Raw genomic sequence first — 19,010 nt, forward strand, 5'->3', positions numbered from 1 at the left:
AAGATGAAGGTAGAGTATTTGCGCAATCGATTGCGCTAAAAGAAATGAATCGATTACCCTTATAACAAATGAGCAATTATGATGAAAAAATCAATGGACTAAGACAGACCGATGAGAGGATTTATACACGATGACACAAATGATACCGCGCCCAGAAACGGCCCAAAAAACCTTAACACGAGCTTGGTGGAAAGAAGCTGTCGCTTACCAAATCTACCCACGAAGCTTTTATGACGCAAACAACGATGGAATCGGCGATATTCCGGGTATCATCGCAAAACTTGATTATTTGAAAGATTTAGGTGTCGACGTTCTTTGGATTTGTCCGATGTTTAAATCGCCAAATGACGACAATGGTTATGACATTAGTGATTACGAAGATATCATGGATGAGTTCGGGACGATGGCAGACTTCAATCTCTTAATGGAAGAAGCGCACAAACGTGATATTAAAGTTTTACTCGATCTTGTCGTCAACCACACATCAGATGAGCATCCTTGGTTCCTCGAATCGCGTTCTTCAAAAGAGAATGAGAAACGCGACTGGTACATCTGGAAAGATGCCGTCAATGGTGGGGAACCGAACAACTGGGAAAGCATCTTCGGCGGATCCGCGTGGGAATATGATGAAAAGACAGAACAATATTTCTTACACGTCTTTTCGCGTCGCCAACCGGATTTGAATTGGCAAAACAAAGACATGCGTCAAGCAATCTATACGATGATTAATTGGTGGCTCGATAAAGGAATCGACGGGTTCCGGATCGACGCCATCAGCCACATCAATAAAGACCAATCATTTGCCGATTTACCAAACCCACTCGGGATGCCACACGTGCCATCGTTTGAGATGCACATGAACGTTGAGGGCATCCACGAGTACTTGGAAGAACTCAAAGACGAAACGTTTTCGAAGTACGACATCATGACAGTCGGTGAAGCGAATGGTGTTACACCGGAAGAAGCAGATCTTTGGGTCGGCGAAGAGAACGGAAAAATGAACATGGTCTTTCAGTTCGAGCATATGGACTTATGGCGGTCAGATGCAGAAAAAGGTGTCGACGTCGTCAAACTGAAACAAGTTTTAACGAAGTGGCAAAAAGGTCTTGAAGAAACGGGCTGGAATGCACTCTATCTTGAAAATCACGATAAGGTCCGTTCCGTTTCACTTTGGGGAGATGAAGAGCAGTACTGGAAGGAAAGTGCGAAGTCGCTTGCGATGATGTACTTCTTCATGCAAGGCACACCATTCATCTACCAAGGGCAGGAAATCGGGATGACGAACGTTCAATTCCCGGATATTACGGATTATGATGACGTCGCAACGAAAAATATGTATGACATGCAACTGGCCTCCGGGAAGACGCATGAAGAAATCATGGAAGTCATCTGGAACTCATCGCGTGACAACTCACGGACACCGATGCAGTGGACGAATGAGCAAAACGGCGGTTTCTCTACGCAGTCACCATGGTTCGGTGTCAATCCAAACTACGCTGACATCAATGTCGCGTCGCAACAAGCAGATGAAGATTCGATTCTTAACTTCTACAAACGGATGATTCAAATTCGTAAAGCAGAAGAAACATTGATTTATGGAGAATATGATTTGATTTTACCGGACGACGAAAAAGTCTACGCCTACACCCGGACACTCGGTGACGAACAATTCTTAATCGTCACGAACTTAAAAGGTGAAGCAGCGGACATCGACACGGACATCATCCTCCATTCGGATAATCTCGTTCTCGGTAACTACGTGACGGCTTATCACGAAGGAACAGAACTAGCGCTTCGTCCATTCGAAGCACGTCTGTACCGGGTACGATAAACAATGACCGGATTCGGCACGTGCCGGATCCGGTCTTTTTGTGTATCTTGTCAGTTTGCGACCGTGCGAAAGACGAAAAAATCGTGTACGCTAGACAATGAGGTGATAAAAAGTGAAACCAAAACGTTATCCCGTCCTGCTGCGGCAAGTGACGACGATTCAAGATGACGCGATGCGTGAATCCGTCGATCTCGAAGCAGAAGGTATGCTGTTCGAGACGAAGGACGGTTTTGCGGTGAAATTCGTACAAGAAGACGAGCAACCGATTGATACAACGATCAAATGGTCGCATGATCAAGTTGCGTTGAACCGTAAAGGTCCTGTTTCAATGCACCATGTGTTCATTTTAGGACAACAAACAAAGAGTGGATATGAAAGTCAGTTTGGTCAGATGTTGATGCAGACGGAGACCCACACGATTGAAATGCGCGACCAACAGATGCGCTTTACCTACGACTTGATGATGAATCATCAGGCGGTCGGAACGTATACGATTGAACTAACATGGAAACGGAGTGAGACAGATGGCGTTTGAACAAACGGTAAAAGAAATGGAACAGATGCTCGACGAGGAATGGTTCGAGTGGTTGGAAAATGATGAGGACAAATACAATGCGTGGCGCGATCAGCTCGAGACACTCGCAGAACAAGTCATGACGGAATACAATCCGAAAGTCGAGACGGACGCAATCGATTCATTGTTGTTGATCAATGAAGAATTGCCAGTCTTATACGGGGAAGATACAGTCATGCTGTATACGGCGTTACTTCACGCCCGAAAAGAAGATGAAACGGTCTACGAGCGCTACCTCGCAATTCTCGGTGCGTTCGCGGAAGAAAACCACCCGGCGCTCCGTCAAGTCGAACAAGCTGTCGCGAAAAAAGATTATCAGACGGCGTATACAAAAGCTGTCAAGTTGCCGCAAACGTTAGGTCTCGAATAACGGCGGGTTAGACAGAATTGCTTTTTAACACGCTAAAGGTGATGACGAAATAGAGAGGTGGATATTGATGTCCATCTCTCTATTTGTGTTCAAAAAAATTTGTTTGCAGATGCCTCTACTCCTTGATTGCTGTTTAAACCTAAGAATTTTCAGGGTAAGGACTGCAATAGAGAGGAGTGGAGCGAGTGGCAGAATACAAGAAAGACAGCATCAAGTTAACAGGAGCCATCGGACTCGGAACAGGCGTCATGATTAGTGCCGGAATCTTTGCCTTGCTTGGGCAAGTCGCAGAACTTTCCGGGACATGGTTTCCGTTCATCTTCATCATCGGTGGGATCGTGACGGCATTCAGTGCCTATTCCTACATCAAACTGAGCAATGCCTTTCCGTCTGCCGGCGGAATCGGAATGTTCCTCGTCAAAGCGTACGGGAAAGGAACGATTACGGCAGGTGCCGCCTTACTGATGGCCTTGTCGATGGTCATCAACCAAAGCTTGGTCGCCCGGACGTTCGGGACATACTTACTGCAATTATTCCCGGGGGATCAAGCCGACTATCTCGTTCCCTTACTTGGTGTCGGTTTGTTGGTCTTCGCCTTTTTAGTCAATATCGCAGGGAATGCCTTCATTCAATCCTTTTCACTCGTCGCCTCGGTCTTGAAGGTCGCGGCACTCGTCGTCTTTGCGATTATTGCGTTATCCATCGGCGGCTTTTCATTCGTCCCGGAGACGACGGGGAGTGCACCCGATGTCACAATCACCGGCTATATTGCGGCAGTCGCCTTAACGATTTTATCGTTTAAAGGGTTTACGACGATTACGAACAGCGGGTCTGAAATCGTCAATCCGAAACGCAACGTCGGCATCGCAATCATCGTGTCGATTTTAATCAGTCTGGTCGTCTACCTCTTGCTCGCCTTCTCGGTGTCAAGCAGTCTATCGCTCCAAGAAATTATCGATGCGAAGGATTATGTTTTGGCAGAAGCGGCACGTCCGGCACTTGGTGACGCCGGTGTCTGGTTCACGGTGTCAATCGCGCTCCTCGCGACGATTTCCGGAATCATTGCCAGTGTCTTTGCTGTCTCACGGATGCTCGCGATGTTGACGGACATGACGTTGATTCCGCACCGACACTTCGGGATGCCGGGGTCGGTGCAAAAGCATACGTTAGTTTATACGATCGTCATTGCGATGGTCTTAACGGTGCTGTTCGACTTGACACGCATCGCCTCGATGGGCGCGATTTTATACCTTGTCATGGATATCATCATTCATGTCGGTGTGCTGAAACATCTTCGGAAAGAGTTGAGCGTTAATCCATTCATCGTCATCAGTGCAATCATCCTTGACGCGATTGTCCTCGGTGCCTTCGTCTACGTCAAAGCCTCAAGTGATTGGCTCGTCGTCGCCGTGTCACTGATCGTCATCGCCGTCGTCTTCTTCGGTGAACGGCTGTTCTTGAAGCATGTCGATGAAGAGGATGCGTCAAACGATAAATCAGAGTAAGTTAAATTAGAAAGGGAGAGATAATCATGAAAGCAGTCGAAGTCAGAGGATACGGGGACGTGGACCAGCTCGCCGTCGTCGAGCGTCCGATTCCGGAAGCAGGTCCAGGAGAAGTACTCGTACAAGTCAAAGCGTGTGCGATCAACAATACAGAAATTTGGATGCGTGAAGGGGCCTACGGGACGGACGAAAAATCGGGTTGGAAACCGGAAGGCGTTCAGTTTCCACGCGTCCCGGGTTCTGATATTAGCGGACGGATCGTGAAAGTCGGGACGGGAGTAGAAGAAACACAAATCGGGCGGGACGTCGTCCTGTTTCCCTTTACCTCAAGCGGACCGGACGGAACGGAGCATATCGCGCAAGATATGTCGTTCATCGGCTCGGAATACGACGGGGGTTACGCGGATTACGTCGTCTGGCCGGCTGAACTCTGTTACGATATGCCGCTTGACGACTATACGAAAAGTGCCGTCTTCTCCGTCAGTGGTTTGACGGCGTGGCACATGGTCGAGCAGCTCCAACTGGAACCGGGACAAACGGTACTCGTGACCGGGGCGAATGGTGGTGTCGGTTCACTGAACGTTCAAATTGCCGCACGTGTCTTTCAGGCAAACGTCATCGCTCTTGTCGGAGATCTTGCACTAAGCGACCAGTTAAAACAGTTTGGGGCGACACACGTCCTCTCGTATAAATCAGAGCAGCTGGCAGACGATATTGTAACGGCGAACGGTGGACCAATCGATGCCGTCCTCGATGTCGTCGGAGACGCGTTATTCGCGACATCACTCGCCGTCCTAAAAAATGGCGGGAAGTTCTGTATCTCCGGTTCTGCGGGCGGACAAAAGACACAGCTCGACTTCCGGACGGTCTACTTAAAGCATTTGACGCTGTATGGTTCTGTTCTCGGAACACGTGCAGAATACGGACGGATGCTTGAAGCGATTGCAGCCGGGAAACTCGAACCGGTCATCGACCGGACGTTCCCGCTCGAGGAAGCGGGGGCAGCACAGACGTATTTCAAAGAAGCAGGGAAGCTTGGGAAAATCGTTTTGTTGCCAACGGGTGAATAATTAACTTTATACAAAAAAACCGACGGATTCTGACCTTCCTTGGAAAGTGAGAAGCTGTCGGTTTTTTGTATGTGTTAAAAAGAAAAATCAAAACGCAGCTTCTGTCCGTTCTGTTTCGGATAAGAGTTTAGCGTGGATGCCGCGTTGGCGTAATGACTGTTGGAACGACTGATCGATCGGGCGATAGCCTTTTTCGATTAAATCGTTGATGTAAAGCTTGTTGTATAGGAAAGCAAACGCGATATTGATTACGATACTCAGGATGCCGGCTGTCGCAAATGCTGCGACGAAACCGACGACCAATTGAATCAAGCCCCATTTAAAATCACCGCGGAAAAACGCTGGGAAAAATCCAAAAAAGAACGTCGTCCACGAGAAACCGGCTTTTACTTCTTTCACTAAACCACTCGGATGTTGCAAAACACCGTTCATAACCAAATACCTCCTATATAAATGTGTAAATAAAACAGATTTTTTAGTTTAACTTACTTATATTACAAAATAAACTAAAATTTTGAGAGGAATCATCAATGTTTTGTTATTCCAAAAAATATCAAAATAATGAATGAATATTCATTCATTATGTGCTATACTCATTTCAATACAACTGCTTTAGGGGGAAAGGGGCTTGTTTCATGGGGACATTTTTACTGATTAACTGGATTGCCTTCCTGCTCATCGTCGGGTATGCAGGTTATCTATTCGTGACGCTCGTCAAGAGCCGTTACGAAGCGATTCGTCGGGGGAAAAAGGCGGAATGGGATATAACGAATAAAGAACGGTTCAATTCGGTACTCGTGAACGTCTTTGGACAAAAGAAATTACTTAAGGATAAAAAGAGTGGGACGATTCACGTCATGATGTTCTACGGATTCTTACTCGTCCAGTTCGGAGCGATTGATTTCATTTGGAAGGGACTCGCAGTCGGACAACGTTTTCCACACATTCCACTCGGTCCACTTTATCCAATCTTTACGTTCTTCCAGGAAATCGTCATGCTCGTCATCTTGGTTGCGGTCGTTTGGGGATTCTACCGTCGCTATGTCGAGAAACTGGTGCGCTTAAAACGAAACTTCATGGCAGGACTCGCCTTAATCTTTATCGGTGGATTGATGGTCGCAGTTTTATTCGGCAACGGATTTTTCCTCGTCTATGAAAATCATTCGACACTCGGTGAACCGGTTGCGTCTGCCATCGCCTTCTTGTTCAGCTGGGTACCGGAACAGGTCGCATTCGGACTGTTCGTCTTCTTCTGGTGGGCCCATTTACTGTTCTTACTCAGCTTCATGGTCTACATCCCGCAAGGCAAACATGCCCACTTAATCGCCGGTACGGCCAATGTCTGGCTCGGTCGGACGTCAAAAGTCGGCCGCCTTGCACCGATCGACTTGTCTGTCATGGAAGAAGCGGAAGATGATGATGCCGAATTTAGTTTCGGGGTCAATAAAATTGAAGACTTCAACCAAAAGCAATTGGTCGATCTGTATGCCTGCGTCGAATGTGGACGCTGTACGAATATGTGCCCAGCGAGCGGAACAGGGAAGATGCTGTCGCCGATGGACTTAATCGTCAAGCTGCGGGATCACCTCAACATGAAGACGGCAGCGATCACACAAAAATCACCGTGGGCACCTGCCTTTGCCTTTGACGGATCACAAGGGAATCAGATTGCGTCCCTTGCTGCAGCCGGTCAAATGGACATCGTACCCGATTCGTTGATTGGCAATGTCATCACGGAAGAAGAAATCTGGGCGTGTACGACATGCCGTAACTGTGAAGATCAATGCCCGGTCATGAATGAACATGTCGACAAGATCATCGACTTACGTCGCCATCTCGTCATGATGGAAGGAAAAATGGATCCGGAGATGCAACGGACGATGGCGAACATCGAACGTCAAGGGAATCCATGGGGCATGAACCGGAAAGAACGCGAAAACTGGCGCAAAACGCGCGAAGAACTCGTCGTTCCAACGGCGAAAGAAAAGAAAAAGGCCGGCGAAGAATTCGAGTACCTCTTCTGGGTCGGTGCGATGGGCTCGTATGACAGCCGCAGTCAAAAAATCGCGATGGCATTCGCCCGCATTCTGAACGAAGCGGACATCTCGTTCGCGATTCTCGGAAATGATGAGAAGAACTCGGGTGACACACCACGCCGGATCGGAAACGAAGTCTTGTTCCAGGAACTTGCGGAAGCGAACATCAAATCGTTCGAAAAATATGGTGTCAAAAAAATCGTCACAATTGATCCGCACGCCTACAACACGTTCAAAAACGAATATCCGGACTTCGGACTCAGTCCGGACGTCGAAGTCTATCACCATACGGAGTTACTGGCGCGCTTGATTGACGACAAACGGATCACGCCGATGCATGAAGTGAAAGAACGTGTCGTCTATCATGACTCGTGTTACCTCGGACGGTACAACGACATCTACGACGCTCCCCGTTACATTCTTGAAAAAATTCCAGGGATCACGCTCGTCGAGACGGAGCGGAACCGGGAAAAAGGGATGTGCTGTGGTGCAGGCGGCGGGATGATGTGGCAAGAAGAAAAAGTCGGAGCCCGTGTCAACGTCGCTCGGACGGAACAGCTGTTGACGGTGCAACCATCTGTCATCGGTTCTGCTTGTCCATACTGTCTGACGATGCTCAGCGATGGAACGAAAGCAAAAGAAGTCGATGAATCCGTCGCAACATACGACGTCGTCGAATTGCTTGAACGTTCAATCGTCGGGACACCGATGAAAGAATCAATCGCTACGGTATGAGTAAAGACCACTTGCGCGTCTTCGTCACGGAAGACCGGCGAGTGGTCTTTTTTTTGTGAATACACGTTTCAAAGCAAGCACAACGTTGTACTGTACGGTTTTGACATGCTATGATAAAAATACAAATTGCTGTGAAAGGGGGTGAGAATCTTTGGGAAGGCGCTACTTAAAATCGGTCAGGTCGCGGAGACCACCGGCTTATCAAAACGGACGATTGACTATTACACGTCGCTCGGTCTCTTAACGTCAGAACGAACGGCGGCAGGTTACCGGTTGTATCCGGAAGATGTCGTCCATCAAGTCCAAAAGATTGAATATTTAAAGACACAGCGGCTTTCCTTACAAGAGATTCTTGCTTCATTTACGGAACGAGAAGAAAAAACGGGAGATGTCATTTATCAAGAAGTACAGCAGCTTCAAGATACGGTCAAAGGGTTAGAGCGACGTCTGCTCGAATCGACAGAGTTCGAAAAACAAGAGATTCGTCTTGAGTTATCGCGTCGCCTCACCTTGATTGCATCGTTGATCGCCCAGCTGTAAAACTAATAACTGGAGGTGACCCCTTTTTAGGGGATTTTGGATACTATACTTTTCATCAATTTATTTTTAGTGGTGTTGTTGATTGTGTTAACAGCGTTTTTCGTCGGGTCAGAGTTTGCGGTCGTTAAGGTTCGGATGTCGCGTCTCGACCAAATGATTCAAGAAGGCAATAAGAGTGCGATTCTTGCTAAAAAAATCGCCGGTGATCTCGATTATTACTTGTCTGCCTGTCAGCTTGGGATCACGGTGACAGCACTTGGACTCGGGGCGCTCGGAGAGCCGACCGTCGAAAAGATTCTCCATCCTGTCTTTGACGAATTCGGCGTCTCGGCTGCCGTCTCGACACTCTTATCGTTCGGAATCGCCTTCATTTCCGTGACATTTTTACACGTCGTCATCGGGGAGCTTGCGCCAAAAACGCTTGCCATCCAGTATGCGGAAAAAATGACTTTGATTTTCGCACGTCCCTTGTTCATTTTCGGAAAAATCATGTACCCGTTCATTTGGTTACTCAATGGATCGGCACGTCTGTTCCTTGGACTTTTCGGTGTGAAACCTGCTGGACACGAACAAGCCCACTCAGAAGATGAGTTGAAAATCATCATGGCACAGAGCTTCCAAAGTGGTGAAATCAACCAAACGGAACTTGCCTTGATGCAAAATGTTTTTGCTTTTGACGAGCACGTCGTCAAAGATTTGATGGTCCCGCGGATGCGGATGGCGACGATCTCAGAGCGTCTCTCAAAAGCGGAGCTGATGGAAATTTTCATGGACAATCCGTTTACCCGTTACCCGGTAACGGAAGAAAATGATAAAGACCGTATTCTTGGCTATATCAACGTCAAAGAAGTCTTGACAGATTTCGCGAACGGACATGAATATCCGGTCACACATTACTTGAAGGATTTACCGGTCGTCTCAGAATCGACGTCGCTTCAGGATACGTTACGAAAAATGAAAGAAACCCGTTCACATATCGTCCTCGTCGTAGACGAATATGGCGGTACGGCGGGAATCGTCTCGATGGAAGATTTACTTGAGGAAATCGTCGGTGAAATCCGTGACGAATTTGATACGGATGAAGTCGAAGAAATTCAAGAGTTGCCGAACAACGAATATCTCGTCGCAGGAACGGTCTTACTAGAAGATTTGGAAGAACGTTTCGGTCTGCGGTTTACGAACGATGAAGATGTCGATACGATCGGTGGCTGGATTCAGATGCACAACATCGATCTGCAGCCAGGCGAACATATCGATACAGAGACGTTCTCTGTCGAAGTGATGGAAATGGAGAACTATCAAATCAATCAAATCAAACTGTGGTTGCACCCGCTCGAAAAAGCAGAATAAGAACAACATGCAAAATCCTCTTGAGCCAATCAAGGGGATTTTAGCGTGTAGACAACGTGATATCGGAAGATAAAAGTGTCTTTTTTCGTTGCTTTCCTCGGGCGAGGCGCAAGCCGTTGCTCCTTGGATCCTAGCGGCCAACGAGCAGGGTCTTGCCTGCCTCTGAAAGTGCGTTAAAAACGCACTTTTTCCCGTAGGAGTCAACGAAACGTGACGCTTTTTAGGTAACATCGTGACGGAAAGCCGGGCATGCAGACGGTTTAGAGCGCAATCCGTCTCGAATCGCTTTTAAAGCGAAAAGCAATCGGTCGCGACCCTGCAGCTTTGCTGTAGCGGCGCGGAAGATTGCCGCTTTGAAGACGAGGCGAGACAGGGAAGCGCGAACTGATTACTTCTCGATATCACATTTTTGCGTTTCATAAGAGTTTGTCTACAGTCTAAAATCCTCTTGAGATCACCAAGGGGATTTTTTTGTTGCTGCGGGAATCAATTTTTCAGAAATCATATCAGTATGTGAATAACGGATCGGGAAGTAGGGAAATCGTCGTGTCGGCTTGAATACTACTAAAAAGAGAATTCATCGTGTCGTTCACTAGAGGGAGGAACCTTGTGTTAGACTTAATCCCGTTTTTACTCAGCCGGCTTGGTATGCTGGCGTTGCTAGCATTTTTATTGTCGCAGTGGCGAACGTCACGGCACGTCTTTAAAACATCGACGAGTCGCTCGCGTCGACTCGCCTTGCTCAGCATGTTCGTCGTCTCGGGTATTTTGATGAACTATGCCGGAGTTGCCGTCTCCTCGAATCAAACGATTGATCCGTTGCTTGGACTTGCAGTGACCGATGATCAATTATTGATTGATACGCGTCTAACGATTATCGTCACGAGTGGACTGCTCGGTGGTCCCTTCGTCGGTGGACTGACGGGTCTCCTTGTTGGGTTTCATCGTTTTTTGCTCGGTTCGATGGGAGCAGAGACAGGATGGTTCATCGCCGTCGCTGCCGGTACTCTCAGTGGTCTCTACAGTCGTCGCTGGCGCTTGAAAGATAAATATACATTATTACAACCGATCGCTCTCGTCATGAGTATGGTTATCCTTGATTTAGGATTGGCCATCTTGCTCGCAGATGATCCGTCGGAACTCATCGTGATTGCGAGTCAGGCGGTCTTCCCGATGCTGTTTGCAAACACGATCGGGATTATCGTCTTCATCGTCATCTTACGGACGCAACTCCGATTCGAAAAGGAATTGTTTGTTCGCGAAAGTGCCCGTTCCTCTCGATTGTTGGCTGTCATCCGTCCACTTCGAAAAGAAGGCATGACAGCAAACGTCGCCTGTCAGATTGGCACGACCATTTTGGAAGAAACTAAAATTGACCGTGTCGTCTTACTTGGACCTGCAAAAGTGCTCGTCGATATTGAAGCGGGGGAAACACCTGTGTACGGCGGCAGATTTCAACCGAATGTACAACGTTGGATTGAAGAAGCGGTTCCGTTACAAGTCGAAGACCGGACGACAAACCAAATTCTATCGTTTCATCCGTTACAGATGGATGGAGACAAGGCCGGTATCGTATGTTATTTTCCGAGTCATTTGTTTGATGACACGATTGAACAGACGACGGAACAACTCGTTCAGCTGTTTGCGCGTGAGCTCGTGACGTATCGAGAAGAGCAACTCGAAAAACGCTCGCTCCCTAAAATGAAACCGTTCCTCCATCCGAATTATTTACGGGGAATCGTGGACGAAATCCATCAGACGGCTGATCCGGGGACGCCGGTCAAACAACAGCTAGGCTCTTTGCTCCAACTATTGACGGCAGCACGCTGGGTCGAAGATCATCCACTTCGTGACGAAATCACGACCTTAAAAGCCTATCTCGCTCTCGAAGGGACAAGGCGACGTCAAAATCAGTTGACCCATGCGGATATCACGATTGATTTAGATGTCGAGACGGCGATTGAGGAGACGCTCATCATGCCATTCCTGTTAACGAAGTTAGTCGACAATGCGTTACGGCATGCGTTTTCGAAAGTCGGTCGTCGTTCACAAATTAACGTACGTGCTTTTCGTCAGGAGAACGATCTTGTCTTAGAAGTCAGCGATAACGGCGTCGGAATCGGACCAGATGTGAAACGACGGCTCGAAGAAGATGCTTTGACGGAGACGAGCACGTTGTTTTTACTACGACGGACGCTCGATATCAAGTATGGAAAAGCCGCGACGTGTACGATTCACTCTCGTCTCAACCAAGGAACGCGTGTCGTGCTAACCTTGCCGCTACCAGTAGTTGAGGAAGGTTGACTCAGAACTCAATATGACTGCATCAGCAGGAATCGTCTTGAAGTGAAAATCGGATTCGACAGGTGTCGAGTCCGGTTTTTTTAGGCGGGGAAGCGTTTCAACAAGAGGATTGTTTTTTTTTAGGAGAAGGTGGGTAAAAATGAAAGCAGGCAACGATAAGATATAGGAGGAAGAAGCGGATGATTACAAAAAAAGAAGTCGGACGATCCGGCGAACGACCGATCATCGCTTTTACATTGATGAATCGATTGGGACACAGTGTCGACCTGTTGAACCTCGGCGGTAAAATCACGGCGATTCGTGTACCTGATAAGCAGGGGAAGATTGAGAATGTCGTTCTCGCATTTGACGAGCTCGACCAATATTTAGATGATCCCCATCATTTAGGTGCGACGATTGGTCGTGTCGGGGGACGAATCGCCAATGGGGCATTTGCGCTCGAAGGGATGAACTACCTACTCGAACAAAACGAAGGAGATCATCATTTACATGGAGGGAGTGTCAACTGGTCGAATCGCTTTTTTGATTATGAGATTGAAGGCGATTTGCTTCACTTGTCACTCGTCAGTCCGGATGGAGAGAATGGATATCCGGGACAGCTCGATGTGCGATTGACGGTCGAGTGGACGGATGAGGATGCATTGACGTTGACGTATGATGCGGCGACGACGGCGTCAACACCGTTTAGTCCGACGAACCATACGTATTTCAATTTAACAGGAGACGCGAAGACGACAGTGGAGCAACACCGCTTGCGGATGGATGCACCATTTTATGTCCCGCTCGATCAAGACGCGTTACCGACGGGCGAAATTTTATCCGTTCATGAGACCGTTTTTGATTTTCGGAAAGCGCGGCCGTTATATGAAGTGACGCATGCCCCTGACGAAGCGCTCCGTCAGGTCGGAAGCGGAGTCGATCATCCCTTCCTTCTGAAAGAGGGGGGCGAAATCGTCCTCGAAGAACCGGTCAGTGGTCGGACGTTACGTGTCGTGACAGAACAACCGGGTGTCGTCGTCTATACGGGCAACCATTTAGGGGGAGACTTTACGATTGCCGGTCGTCGCGCGACGCCTTACCTTGGCATCTGTTTTGAGACACAAGGACTGCCGGACGCCATCAATCAACCTGATTTCCCATCCGTCGTCTTACGCGCGGGCGATCGGTATCAAAAGCGGACGACCTTCCAATTTAGCCGAATACAGTGATGTTTCTCGCGAATATTAAGTTCGTATGTGGTAGGATAAAGCGAGAAGAATCTAACGGAGGCATAAGAAAATGACTAAAATAGCATGGGTGACCGATAGTATGGCCTATTTCAAAAAGGAAGAGGCAGACGCAATCGGCGTCAATGTCGTACCGATTCAAATCTTGCTCGGGGATACTGCCTACAACGAAGACACGATCACTGTCGAGCGTTTGTTCCGCGCACTTGATGCGGACAAGAAGTTGGTCGCAAAGACATCACAACCAATCTTCGGCGAGTTCGTCGGTACGTATGAACGCCTAAAAGAAGAAGGATATGATTGTGCGATTGCTGTGCACTGTACGAATGGATTATCAAGTACGGTCCAAAGTTCTGCATCAGCTGCAGAAGCGGCAAGTTTCCCAGTCCATATCATCGATTCGCATACTGCGTTTGAAAACCAACAAGAGTTCATTCGTTACGGGATGGATCTCGAAGCACAAGGAAAGACCGTCGAAGAGATTACAGCAGCCTTGACGAACTTATCGAAACGGACGCATTTTTATATGATCGTCGGGAACATGGAGACGATGCGCCGCGGTGGACGGGTTTCGTCAGGAGATTTATTCCTCGCGAACTTACTCAACATCAAGCCGATCATCACGACGGACGAAGCGGGGAAAATCGTTCCGTTCAAAAAGGCACGTTCACTTAAAAAAGCATATATCGAAATGATTAAACAAATCGAAAATATCATGCGTCAGAAGACATTCTATAAGAATCGGATTTATGTCGCGACGACGCTTGCGCCAGACATGGCAGCCGATCTGCGGAGCAGTGTCGCAGCGAAATTTCCGGAATTGACGATTCTTGAAGGGACGTTCGGTCCAGCGATTGGAACACATGCCGGAGCAGAAACAGTCGGCCTTTTCTGGTTGAACGATTAAATGAAAAAATAAAGCAGGTCTGTCCTTCTCCGCTGAGCGGACGAGGCAGACCTGCTTTTTAGTTTATTGCGAGGGCACAGACGATACCAAGAAAAGCTGCACTGATGCCAAGGACATAACTTGTCCCGAGGTAAAGAGCGAGTGTCCGTCTATTTTCATGTTGGAGCAGTTGGAGCGTCTCGAGTTTAAAAGTCGAAAAGGTCGTAAACGAACCGAGAAATCCCGTCCCGAGAAACAACGTCCACGTCGAATCGAGATGAAGACCGATGACGAGACCGAGTAAAAAAGAACCGCTGACATTACCGATGAATGTCGCGAGCGGGAAGTCGCGTGTCCAAAACGTCTTCGTCCATTGGCTGAGTGCAAAACGACTGATGGCGCCAAAAAAAGCACCGAGTCCGAGTGCGAGAAGCGTCATGTGTTATCCCTCCTTGCGGCGAACTGCCGGAGCCGGCGCGTCCCGAGCGCGTAACCGAGGTACGAACAAAATAACCCGCCGAATAGACTAAGGAGGACATAAAGTACGGCGAAGCCATATAGACCGGTCCGCAGTAACGTGACCGCTTCGACGCTAAACGTCGAGAATGTCGTGAACGAGCCAATGAAGCCTGTTCCGAGCGCCGTCATCGCATATTGATGAAGTAAATTTGTACGGAATAAAAAATGTGTTGCATACCCTAAAACGAAACAGCCGAGAAGATTAATACAGACCGTTGCGGCGGGAAACGTCCCTGTCGTCAGTTGACCGATTGCTAGACTAAGACCGTACCGTGCCGAGGCACCGAGTACACCGGCGAAGCCGACTAAAACATACAGCATTGTCACCCATCCTCTACCTATAGCATATTTTCAACATACGCTGTTCAGAATCAAGGCGTCAAGTGGGTAAAATAGGCAAATTACTAAAACTCTCACGCATTGAAACCGATAGATGATTATACGAATGAGAGAAGGAGTTTTGCAGATGGTGTCACCGCTCGAACAGCTCAGTACTAAAATATTGTCCCGCCTCATCCCAACGTTAATTACAGTCGCCCATCCGTTGATTTTCATTTTTGCCCAGATGGATTATGTCTCGATGCGAGCTTTTTATCAATTTTTGGTCGGTGGCATCATCTTGACGATAGCATTACTGGCCGGGAATCAGTTTTTCGGGCAGCACCCGATTGGGAAGTACATTCAAATCACATTGACCTATTTGGTCCTGGCGCTCGTCCTCGTCACTTTACCGACGCAGAGCATTTGGACGATTGCCTATCTGTATCTCGTCATGTCGATTGTCTACTTGATTCCCCGGATTGTCGTGATGGCGGGAGTACTCGGTCTGCTCGAACTTGTCATGTTTACAAGCATCGGAACGGTTGAATTTACGAATCTGTTCGACTTGATCGTTGCGCTTGTCATTTACTTGATGATTTTTGCAGCAGCCGTCTTTGTTGCCGTATTCGGTCGCAATGTCATGACGGAAGTTCAGCGTCAACAGGAAAAAGCGGAAACGTATGCAGAAGTCTCTCGGACGACGCTTGCCCAATCCGCAGCAACAGCGACAGACGTGACGACGTTCACGGAAGATATGAGTGAAACAGTCGATACGGCAAAAGCCTCATTCGAAAAAATCGATGACGCGATGAAGATGCTTGCCGCGAACTCAGCGAAAAATGCGACATCCGTCCGTCAAATTCGGCAAATGAATGAGAGTAACGTCCAATCGATTGCTGACGTCACATTAGCCGTCGATCGCGCTCTCGAGCGGAGTTCTTCTTCAAAACTCACGGCAGAGAACAGTCAAGAGACAATCAGTGAAGCGGGCGAGTCACTCCAACAATTGACGATCAGCATGGGTGAGTCCGTGACATCATTCGGTCAGCTCGCAGGACGATTCCAAGAAATCGTGACGATCACGTCGAGCATCAACGCAATCGCGACGCAGACGAATTTGCTGAGCTTAAATGCTTCAATCGAAGCTGCACGGGCAGGGGAATTCGGGAAAGGGTTCACCGTCGTCGCACAAGAAATTCGCAACCTGTCGTCACAAACGGCAGAGGCATCAAAAGAAATCAATCAAATCATCGAACGGGTTGAACGTGACGTGACGAATACGGGAAGTGCGATCAATGCGAGCACGACGTTACTCCGTGAGCAAGAGGAACGGATGCAGCGGAGTCAGCAAGCCTTGCAGACGATTGCAGCAGACTCGTCCGATTCGGTCCAAGCGATTAGTGGCGCCCGTCAGCAATTCGCAACGATTACGAGTAGTTTGACGGATATCACGGAGGCGACAGAACAGCTGGATGCCTTCATGGATTTGTTATTGACGAGCAGTGATCAATTATCAGGTCTGACCCGGTCGCAAGTCGAACAGATTCGTGACTTACAGCACGCGATTCATGCGTTGAACGCGACGGCATCGACGCTCCGCGAAACGACAAAAGAAGGTTAACGAGTAAGCACACCGCCCGACACGCGGTGTGCTTTTTCGTTTGTGGAACAAGCAGAATGGGAAGATAGTAAAGGTGAATGAACAAATTAAAGGAGGACGATGAGATGAAAGCAGCGTATATCGAACAATATGGTGGATCGGATGAGTTCAAAGTAGGAGAGATTGAGCAACCGACGATTGGTGCAGATGACGTATTGATTGAAGTTCATGCAGCGAGTGTCAATCCGGTTGACTGGAAACTGCGTGAAGGGTACTTAAAAGAGATGCTCAGTTACGACATGCCGCTCGTCATCGGCTGGGATGTATCGGGTGTCATCAAAGAAGTCGGAGCAAACGTGACCGATTTGAAGGTCGGAGATGAAGTCTTCAGCCGCCCGGATATTGCCCGTCAAGGCACATATGCCGAGTATGTCGCGGTCGATGCCCATCTCGTCGTCAAAAAGCCAGCCTCGCTGAGCTTCGAGGAGGCCGCATCATTGCCACTCGTTGCGCATACGGCATGGCAAGTCATGTTCGAAGTGATGGATGCGAAACCGGGTGACCGGATTTTCATCGGTGCCGGTTCAGGTGGGGTCGGAACGGTCGCAATCCAGCTCGCGAAAGCACACGGCTTGTATGTCGTCACATCAACGAGCACCCCGAACGTCGATTGGGTCAGTGAACTCGGAGCCGACGAAGTCATCGATTATAAACAACAAGATCCGGCAGAAACCATGCGTGACCTTGATTTCGTTTTCGATACGATGGGGGGAGACGGACAGGGCAAACTGTACAACATGCTTAAAGAAAATGGAATGCTCGTCTCGATTTCAACGCCTCCGAACGAAGAGGAAGCAAAACAGGCGAAGGCACGCGTCGAATATGTCTTCATGCAGCCGACAGGCGAACGGATGAAAAAAATTGCGGAAGCCGTCGAAAAAGGTGAACTGAAACCCGTCGTCGACCGGATCTTTGATCTTGAGGATACGAAACAAGCCCATGATTACGGAGAAGAAGGGCATGCGAAAGGTAAAATCGTCATTAAAGTGAAATGACGTGTGAACGTCTTGACTCGAACTTTGAGTCAGGGCATTTTCTAAACGTCATCTTACGTTAGGATAACCGGAACAGCAAACAAAACTCCCTTCAATCTCCGAGGGGAGTTTTTAGTGTGCAGGCAGTGTAACATTCGGCAACAAAGCTGGTTCCTTTTTAACGGGAAACAGACGCTGAGCGGAGGAGACGGTCGAGTAACACGAGTGTCTCCGGTTGATTCTGTAATGTCATCTGCAAAAAAGAGCGTTCCTGCTCGAGTAACGCAACATAGCGACGTCCTGCTTCTTGATACGTCGCCGGGACGAGGACGTCATAAACGGCCTCGAACGGGACACGCTGGTCGTCCGGTAAGTAGTCAGGAACCGTCTTTAGTCCGAGCTGCGCCCGCTCCGGCAGATAGTGGTGCAACAGGACTTTTGCGAACTTCGTCAACGCATTGCGTAACATTTCGACCGCCCATAAGCCGTTGCCGCGCGCTGCGGCTTTTTGATACTGGAAGTAGAACCAGACGGCATCGATTGCCTCGTCTTCGAATTCCTGCTGCGACAGGGTCAGAGACGTTTCTTCGATAAACGGTGCTAACTGATTTTTTGGATCATACAGGACGCGGATGGCATCTTTTTGATTTAACGAAGCGGTCGTGACGGTAAATAGGTCGACATGTAACAAGTCATCATAGACCGCAATCATTTGTGGGGCGACGATGAAAATGTCATCGTGCCAAATGACGGGCCGGTACGCTTCAAGGTGCGCCAGACGACGAGACAGGAACTCTGAAACAGTCCCTTCTGCGACGAGGCAGTAGAGGTCGAGGTCAGAATGAAAATCTTCCTCGCCGCGACCGAATGAGCCTTTCAAAAAAATCGCTTCAACGGTCGGATCCTGTTTGAGCCGATCTGTAAGTTGTTCGATGGCATATAGCTGGTGCATAAGTAAGTCACTCCTTCAGGCAGTCTATTCCTACAGTATACGTGAAATAAGGGAGATTATTCCATTATCATTTTTGCTGATTTCCTAAAGTGAGTGAGCAGAGAAAAATCAACAACACAAAAAGGGCCTGACTCGAAAGCCATCCCCTTAAATCATC

Annotated in this window: 17 protein-coding genes; 13 read left to right on the top strand and 4 right to left on the bottom strand. The window is 48.4% G+C overall.

Features of this window, described 5'->3' with window-relative positions; translation table 11 throughout:
- Positions 1-130: 130 nt before the first annotated feature.
- From AC0VYQ_RS01540 to AC0VYQ_RS01560, 5 genes are all read left to right on the top strand, one after another.
- Positions 131-1,831, top strand: coding sequence for a glycoside hydrolase family 13 protein (locus tag AC0VYQ_RS01540; RefSeq protein ID WP_475404061.1), 1,701 nt, complete (start codon positions 131-133; stop codon positions 1,829-1,831).
- Between the two features lie 112 nt (positions 1,832-1,943).
- Entirely contained in the window at positions 1,944-2,366 is a 423-nt protein-coding gene (locus AC0VYQ_RS01545; RefSeq protein WP_239456799.1) for a YwiB family protein, read from the top strand.
- A complete protein-coding gene (locus AC0VYQ_RS01550; RefSeq protein ID WP_475404062.1) occupies positions 2,356-2,775 on the top strand; it encodes a hypothetical protein in 420 nt (139 codons plus the stop codon). The genes AC0VYQ_RS01545 and AC0VYQ_RS01550 overlap by 11 nt, the downstream gene beginning before the upstream one ends.
- A gap of 185 nt (positions 2,776-2,960) precedes the next feature.
- Complete coding sequence (locus tag AC0VYQ_RS01555; RefSeq protein ID WP_475404063.1) at positions 2,961-4,280, top strand: APC family permease; 1,320 nt, start codon at positions 2,961-2,963, stop codon at positions 4,278-4,280.
- Between the two features lie 26 nt (positions 4,281-4,306).
- Entirely contained in the window at positions 4,307-5,350 is a 1,044-nt protein-coding gene (locus AC0VYQ_RS01560; protein WP_475404064.1) for a zinc-binding dehydrogenase, read from the top strand.
- Positions 5,351-5,437: 87 nt separating this feature from the next.
- Here the strand turns inward: AC0VYQ_RS01560 and AC0VYQ_RS01565 are convergent, their stop codons facing one another.
- A complete protein-coding gene (locus tag AC0VYQ_RS01565; protein ID WP_475404065.1) occupies positions 5,438-5,782 on the bottom strand; it encodes a DUF2628 domain-containing protein in 345 nt (114 codons plus the stop codon).
- Positions 5,783-5,985: 203 nt separating this feature from the next.
- Here AC0VYQ_RS01565 and AC0VYQ_RS01570 point away from each other — a divergent pair, with 203 nt between their 5' ends.
- The 6 genes from AC0VYQ_RS01570 (at position 5,986) to AC0VYQ_RS01595 (ending at position 14,448) form a co-directional block, all read left to right on the top strand.
- Positions 5,986-8,121, top strand: a complete 2,136-nt coding sequence (locus tag AC0VYQ_RS01570; protein WP_029332409.1) for a (Fe-S)-binding protein — start codon at positions 5,986-5,988, stop codon at positions 8,119-8,121.
- 141 nt (positions 8,122-8,262) lie between these two features.
- A complete protein-coding gene (locus AC0VYQ_RS01575; RefSeq protein WP_088836120.1) occupies positions 8,263-8,661 on the top strand; it encodes a MerR family transcriptional regulator in 399 nt (132 codons plus the stop codon).
- A gap of 36 nt (positions 8,662-8,697) precedes the next feature.
- Complete coding sequence (locus AC0VYQ_RS01580) at positions 8,698-10,011, top strand: hemolysin family protein (protein WP_088836121.1); 1,314 nt, start codon at positions 8,698-8,700, stop codon at positions 10,009-10,011.
- Between the two features lie 609 nt (positions 10,012-10,620).
- Entirely contained in the window at positions 10,621-12,315 is a 1,695-nt protein-coding gene (locus AC0VYQ_RS01585; protein WP_475404066.1) for a LytS/YhcK type 5TM receptor domain-containing protein, read from the top strand.
- A gap of 179 nt (positions 12,316-12,494) precedes the next feature.
- Entirely contained in the window at positions 12,495-13,523 is a 1,029-nt protein-coding gene (locus AC0VYQ_RS01590) for an aldose epimerase family protein (RefSeq protein WP_475404067.1), read from the top strand.
- A gap of 70 nt (positions 13,524-13,593) precedes the next feature.
- Positions 13,594-14,448 (top strand): DegV family protein, encoded by an 855-nt coding sequence (locus AC0VYQ_RS01595; RefSeq protein WP_475404068.1) that lies wholly within the window; start codon positions 13,594-13,596, stop codon positions 14,446-14,448.
- A gap of 58 nt (positions 14,449-14,506) precedes the next feature.
- On the opposite strand, the gene crcB (AC0VYQ_RS01600) is transcribed toward AC0VYQ_RS01595, so the two are convergent.
- Together crcB (AC0VYQ_RS01600) and crcB (AC0VYQ_RS01605) are read right to left on the bottom strand one after the other, a co-directional pair.
- Positions 14,507-14,866, bottom strand: a complete 360-nt coding sequence (crcB, locus tag AC0VYQ_RS01600) for a fluoride efflux transporter CrcB (protein WP_475404069.1) — start codon at positions 14,864-14,866, stop codon at positions 14,507-14,509.
- Positions 14,863-15,267 carry a fluoride efflux transporter CrcB gene (crcB, locus tag AC0VYQ_RS01605; protein WP_475404070.1) on the bottom strand — a complete coding sequence of 135 codons (405 nt, stop codon included), beginning with the start codon at positions 15,265-15,267 and terminating at the stop codon, positions 14,863-14,865. Before crcB (AC0VYQ_RS01605) ends, crcB (AC0VYQ_RS01600) begins: the two co-directional genes overlap by 4 nt.
- Positions 15,268-15,412: 145 nt before the next feature.
- Here crcB (AC0VYQ_RS01605) and AC0VYQ_RS01610 point away from each other — a divergent pair, with 145 nt between their 5' ends.
- Both AC0VYQ_RS01610 and AC0VYQ_RS01615 read left to right on the top strand, forming a co-directional pair.
- Positions 15,413-16,888, top strand: coding sequence for a methyl-accepting chemotaxis protein (locus AC0VYQ_RS01610; protein WP_475404071.1), 1,476 nt, complete (start codon positions 15,413-15,415; stop codon positions 16,886-16,888).
- A 104-nt stretch (positions 16,889-16,992) separates the two neighbouring features.
- A complete protein-coding gene (locus AC0VYQ_RS01615; RefSeq protein ID WP_475404072.1) occupies positions 16,993-17,922 on the top strand; it encodes an NADP-dependent oxidoreductase in 930 nt (309 codons plus the stop codon).
- Positions 17,923-18,079: 157 nt separating this feature from the next.
- On the opposite strand, the gene AC0VYQ_RS01620 is transcribed toward AC0VYQ_RS01615, so the two are convergent.
- On the bottom strand, positions 18,080-18,853 hold the full coding sequence (locus AC0VYQ_RS01620; RefSeq protein WP_475404073.1) for a nucleotidyltransferase domain-containing protein: 774 nt from the start codon (positions 18,851-18,853) through the stop codon (positions 18,080-18,082).
- Positions 18,854-19,010 lie beyond the last annotated feature (157 nt).

The sequence above is a fragment of the Exiguobacterium sp. QJM3NY_9 genome (assembly GCF_056173545.1).

Bases quoted from the DNA above. Each gene is read 5' to 3' on its own strand.
- AC0VYQ_RS01595 (WP_475404068.1), top strand. From the start codon at position 13,594: ATGACTAAAATAGCATGGGTGACCGATAGTATGGCCTATTTCAAAAAG.
- AC0VYQ_RS01610 (WP_475404071.1), top strand. From the start codon at position 15,413: ATGGTGTCACCGCTCGAACAGCTCAGTACTAAAATATTGTCCCGCCTC.
- AC0VYQ_RS01620 (WP_475404073.1), bottom strand. From the start codon at position 18,853: ATGCACCAGCTATATGCCATCGAACAACTTACAGATCGGCTCAAACAG.
- AC0VYQ_RS01565 (WP_475404065.1), bottom strand. From the start codon at position 5,782: ATGAACGGTGTTTTGCAACATCCGAGTGGTTTAGTGAAAGAAGTAAAA.
- AC0VYQ_RS01615 (WP_475404072.1), top strand. From the start codon at position 16,993: ATGAAAGCAGCGTATATCGAACAATATGGTGGATCGGATGAGTTCAAA.
- AC0VYQ_RS01570 (WP_029332409.1), top strand. From the start codon at position 5,986: ATGGGGACATTTTTACTGATTAACTGGATTGCCTTCCTGCTCATCGTC.
- AC0VYQ_RS01560 (WP_475404064.1), top strand. From the start codon at position 4,307: ATGAAAGCAGTCGAAGTCAGAGGATACGGGGACGTGGACCAGCTCGCC.
- AC0VYQ_RS01590 (WP_475404067.1), top strand. From the start codon at position 12,495: ATGATTACAAAAAAAGAAGTCGGACGATCCGGCGAACGACCGATCATC.
- crcB (WP_475404070.1), bottom strand. From the start codon at position 15,267: ATGCTGTATGTTTTAGTCGGCTTCGCCGGTGTACTCGGTGCCTCGGCA.
- AC0VYQ_RS01550 (WP_475404062.1), top strand. From the start codon at position 2,356: ATGGCGTTTGAACAAACGGTAAAAGAAATGGAACAGATGCTCGACGAG.
- AC0VYQ_RS01540 (WP_475404061.1), top strand. From the start codon at position 131: ATGACACAAATGATACCGCGCCCAGAAACGGCCCAAAAAACCTTAACA.
- crcB (WP_475404069.1), bottom strand. From the start codon at position 14,866: ATGACGCTTCTCGCACTCGGACTCGGTGCTTTTTTTGGCGCCATCAGT.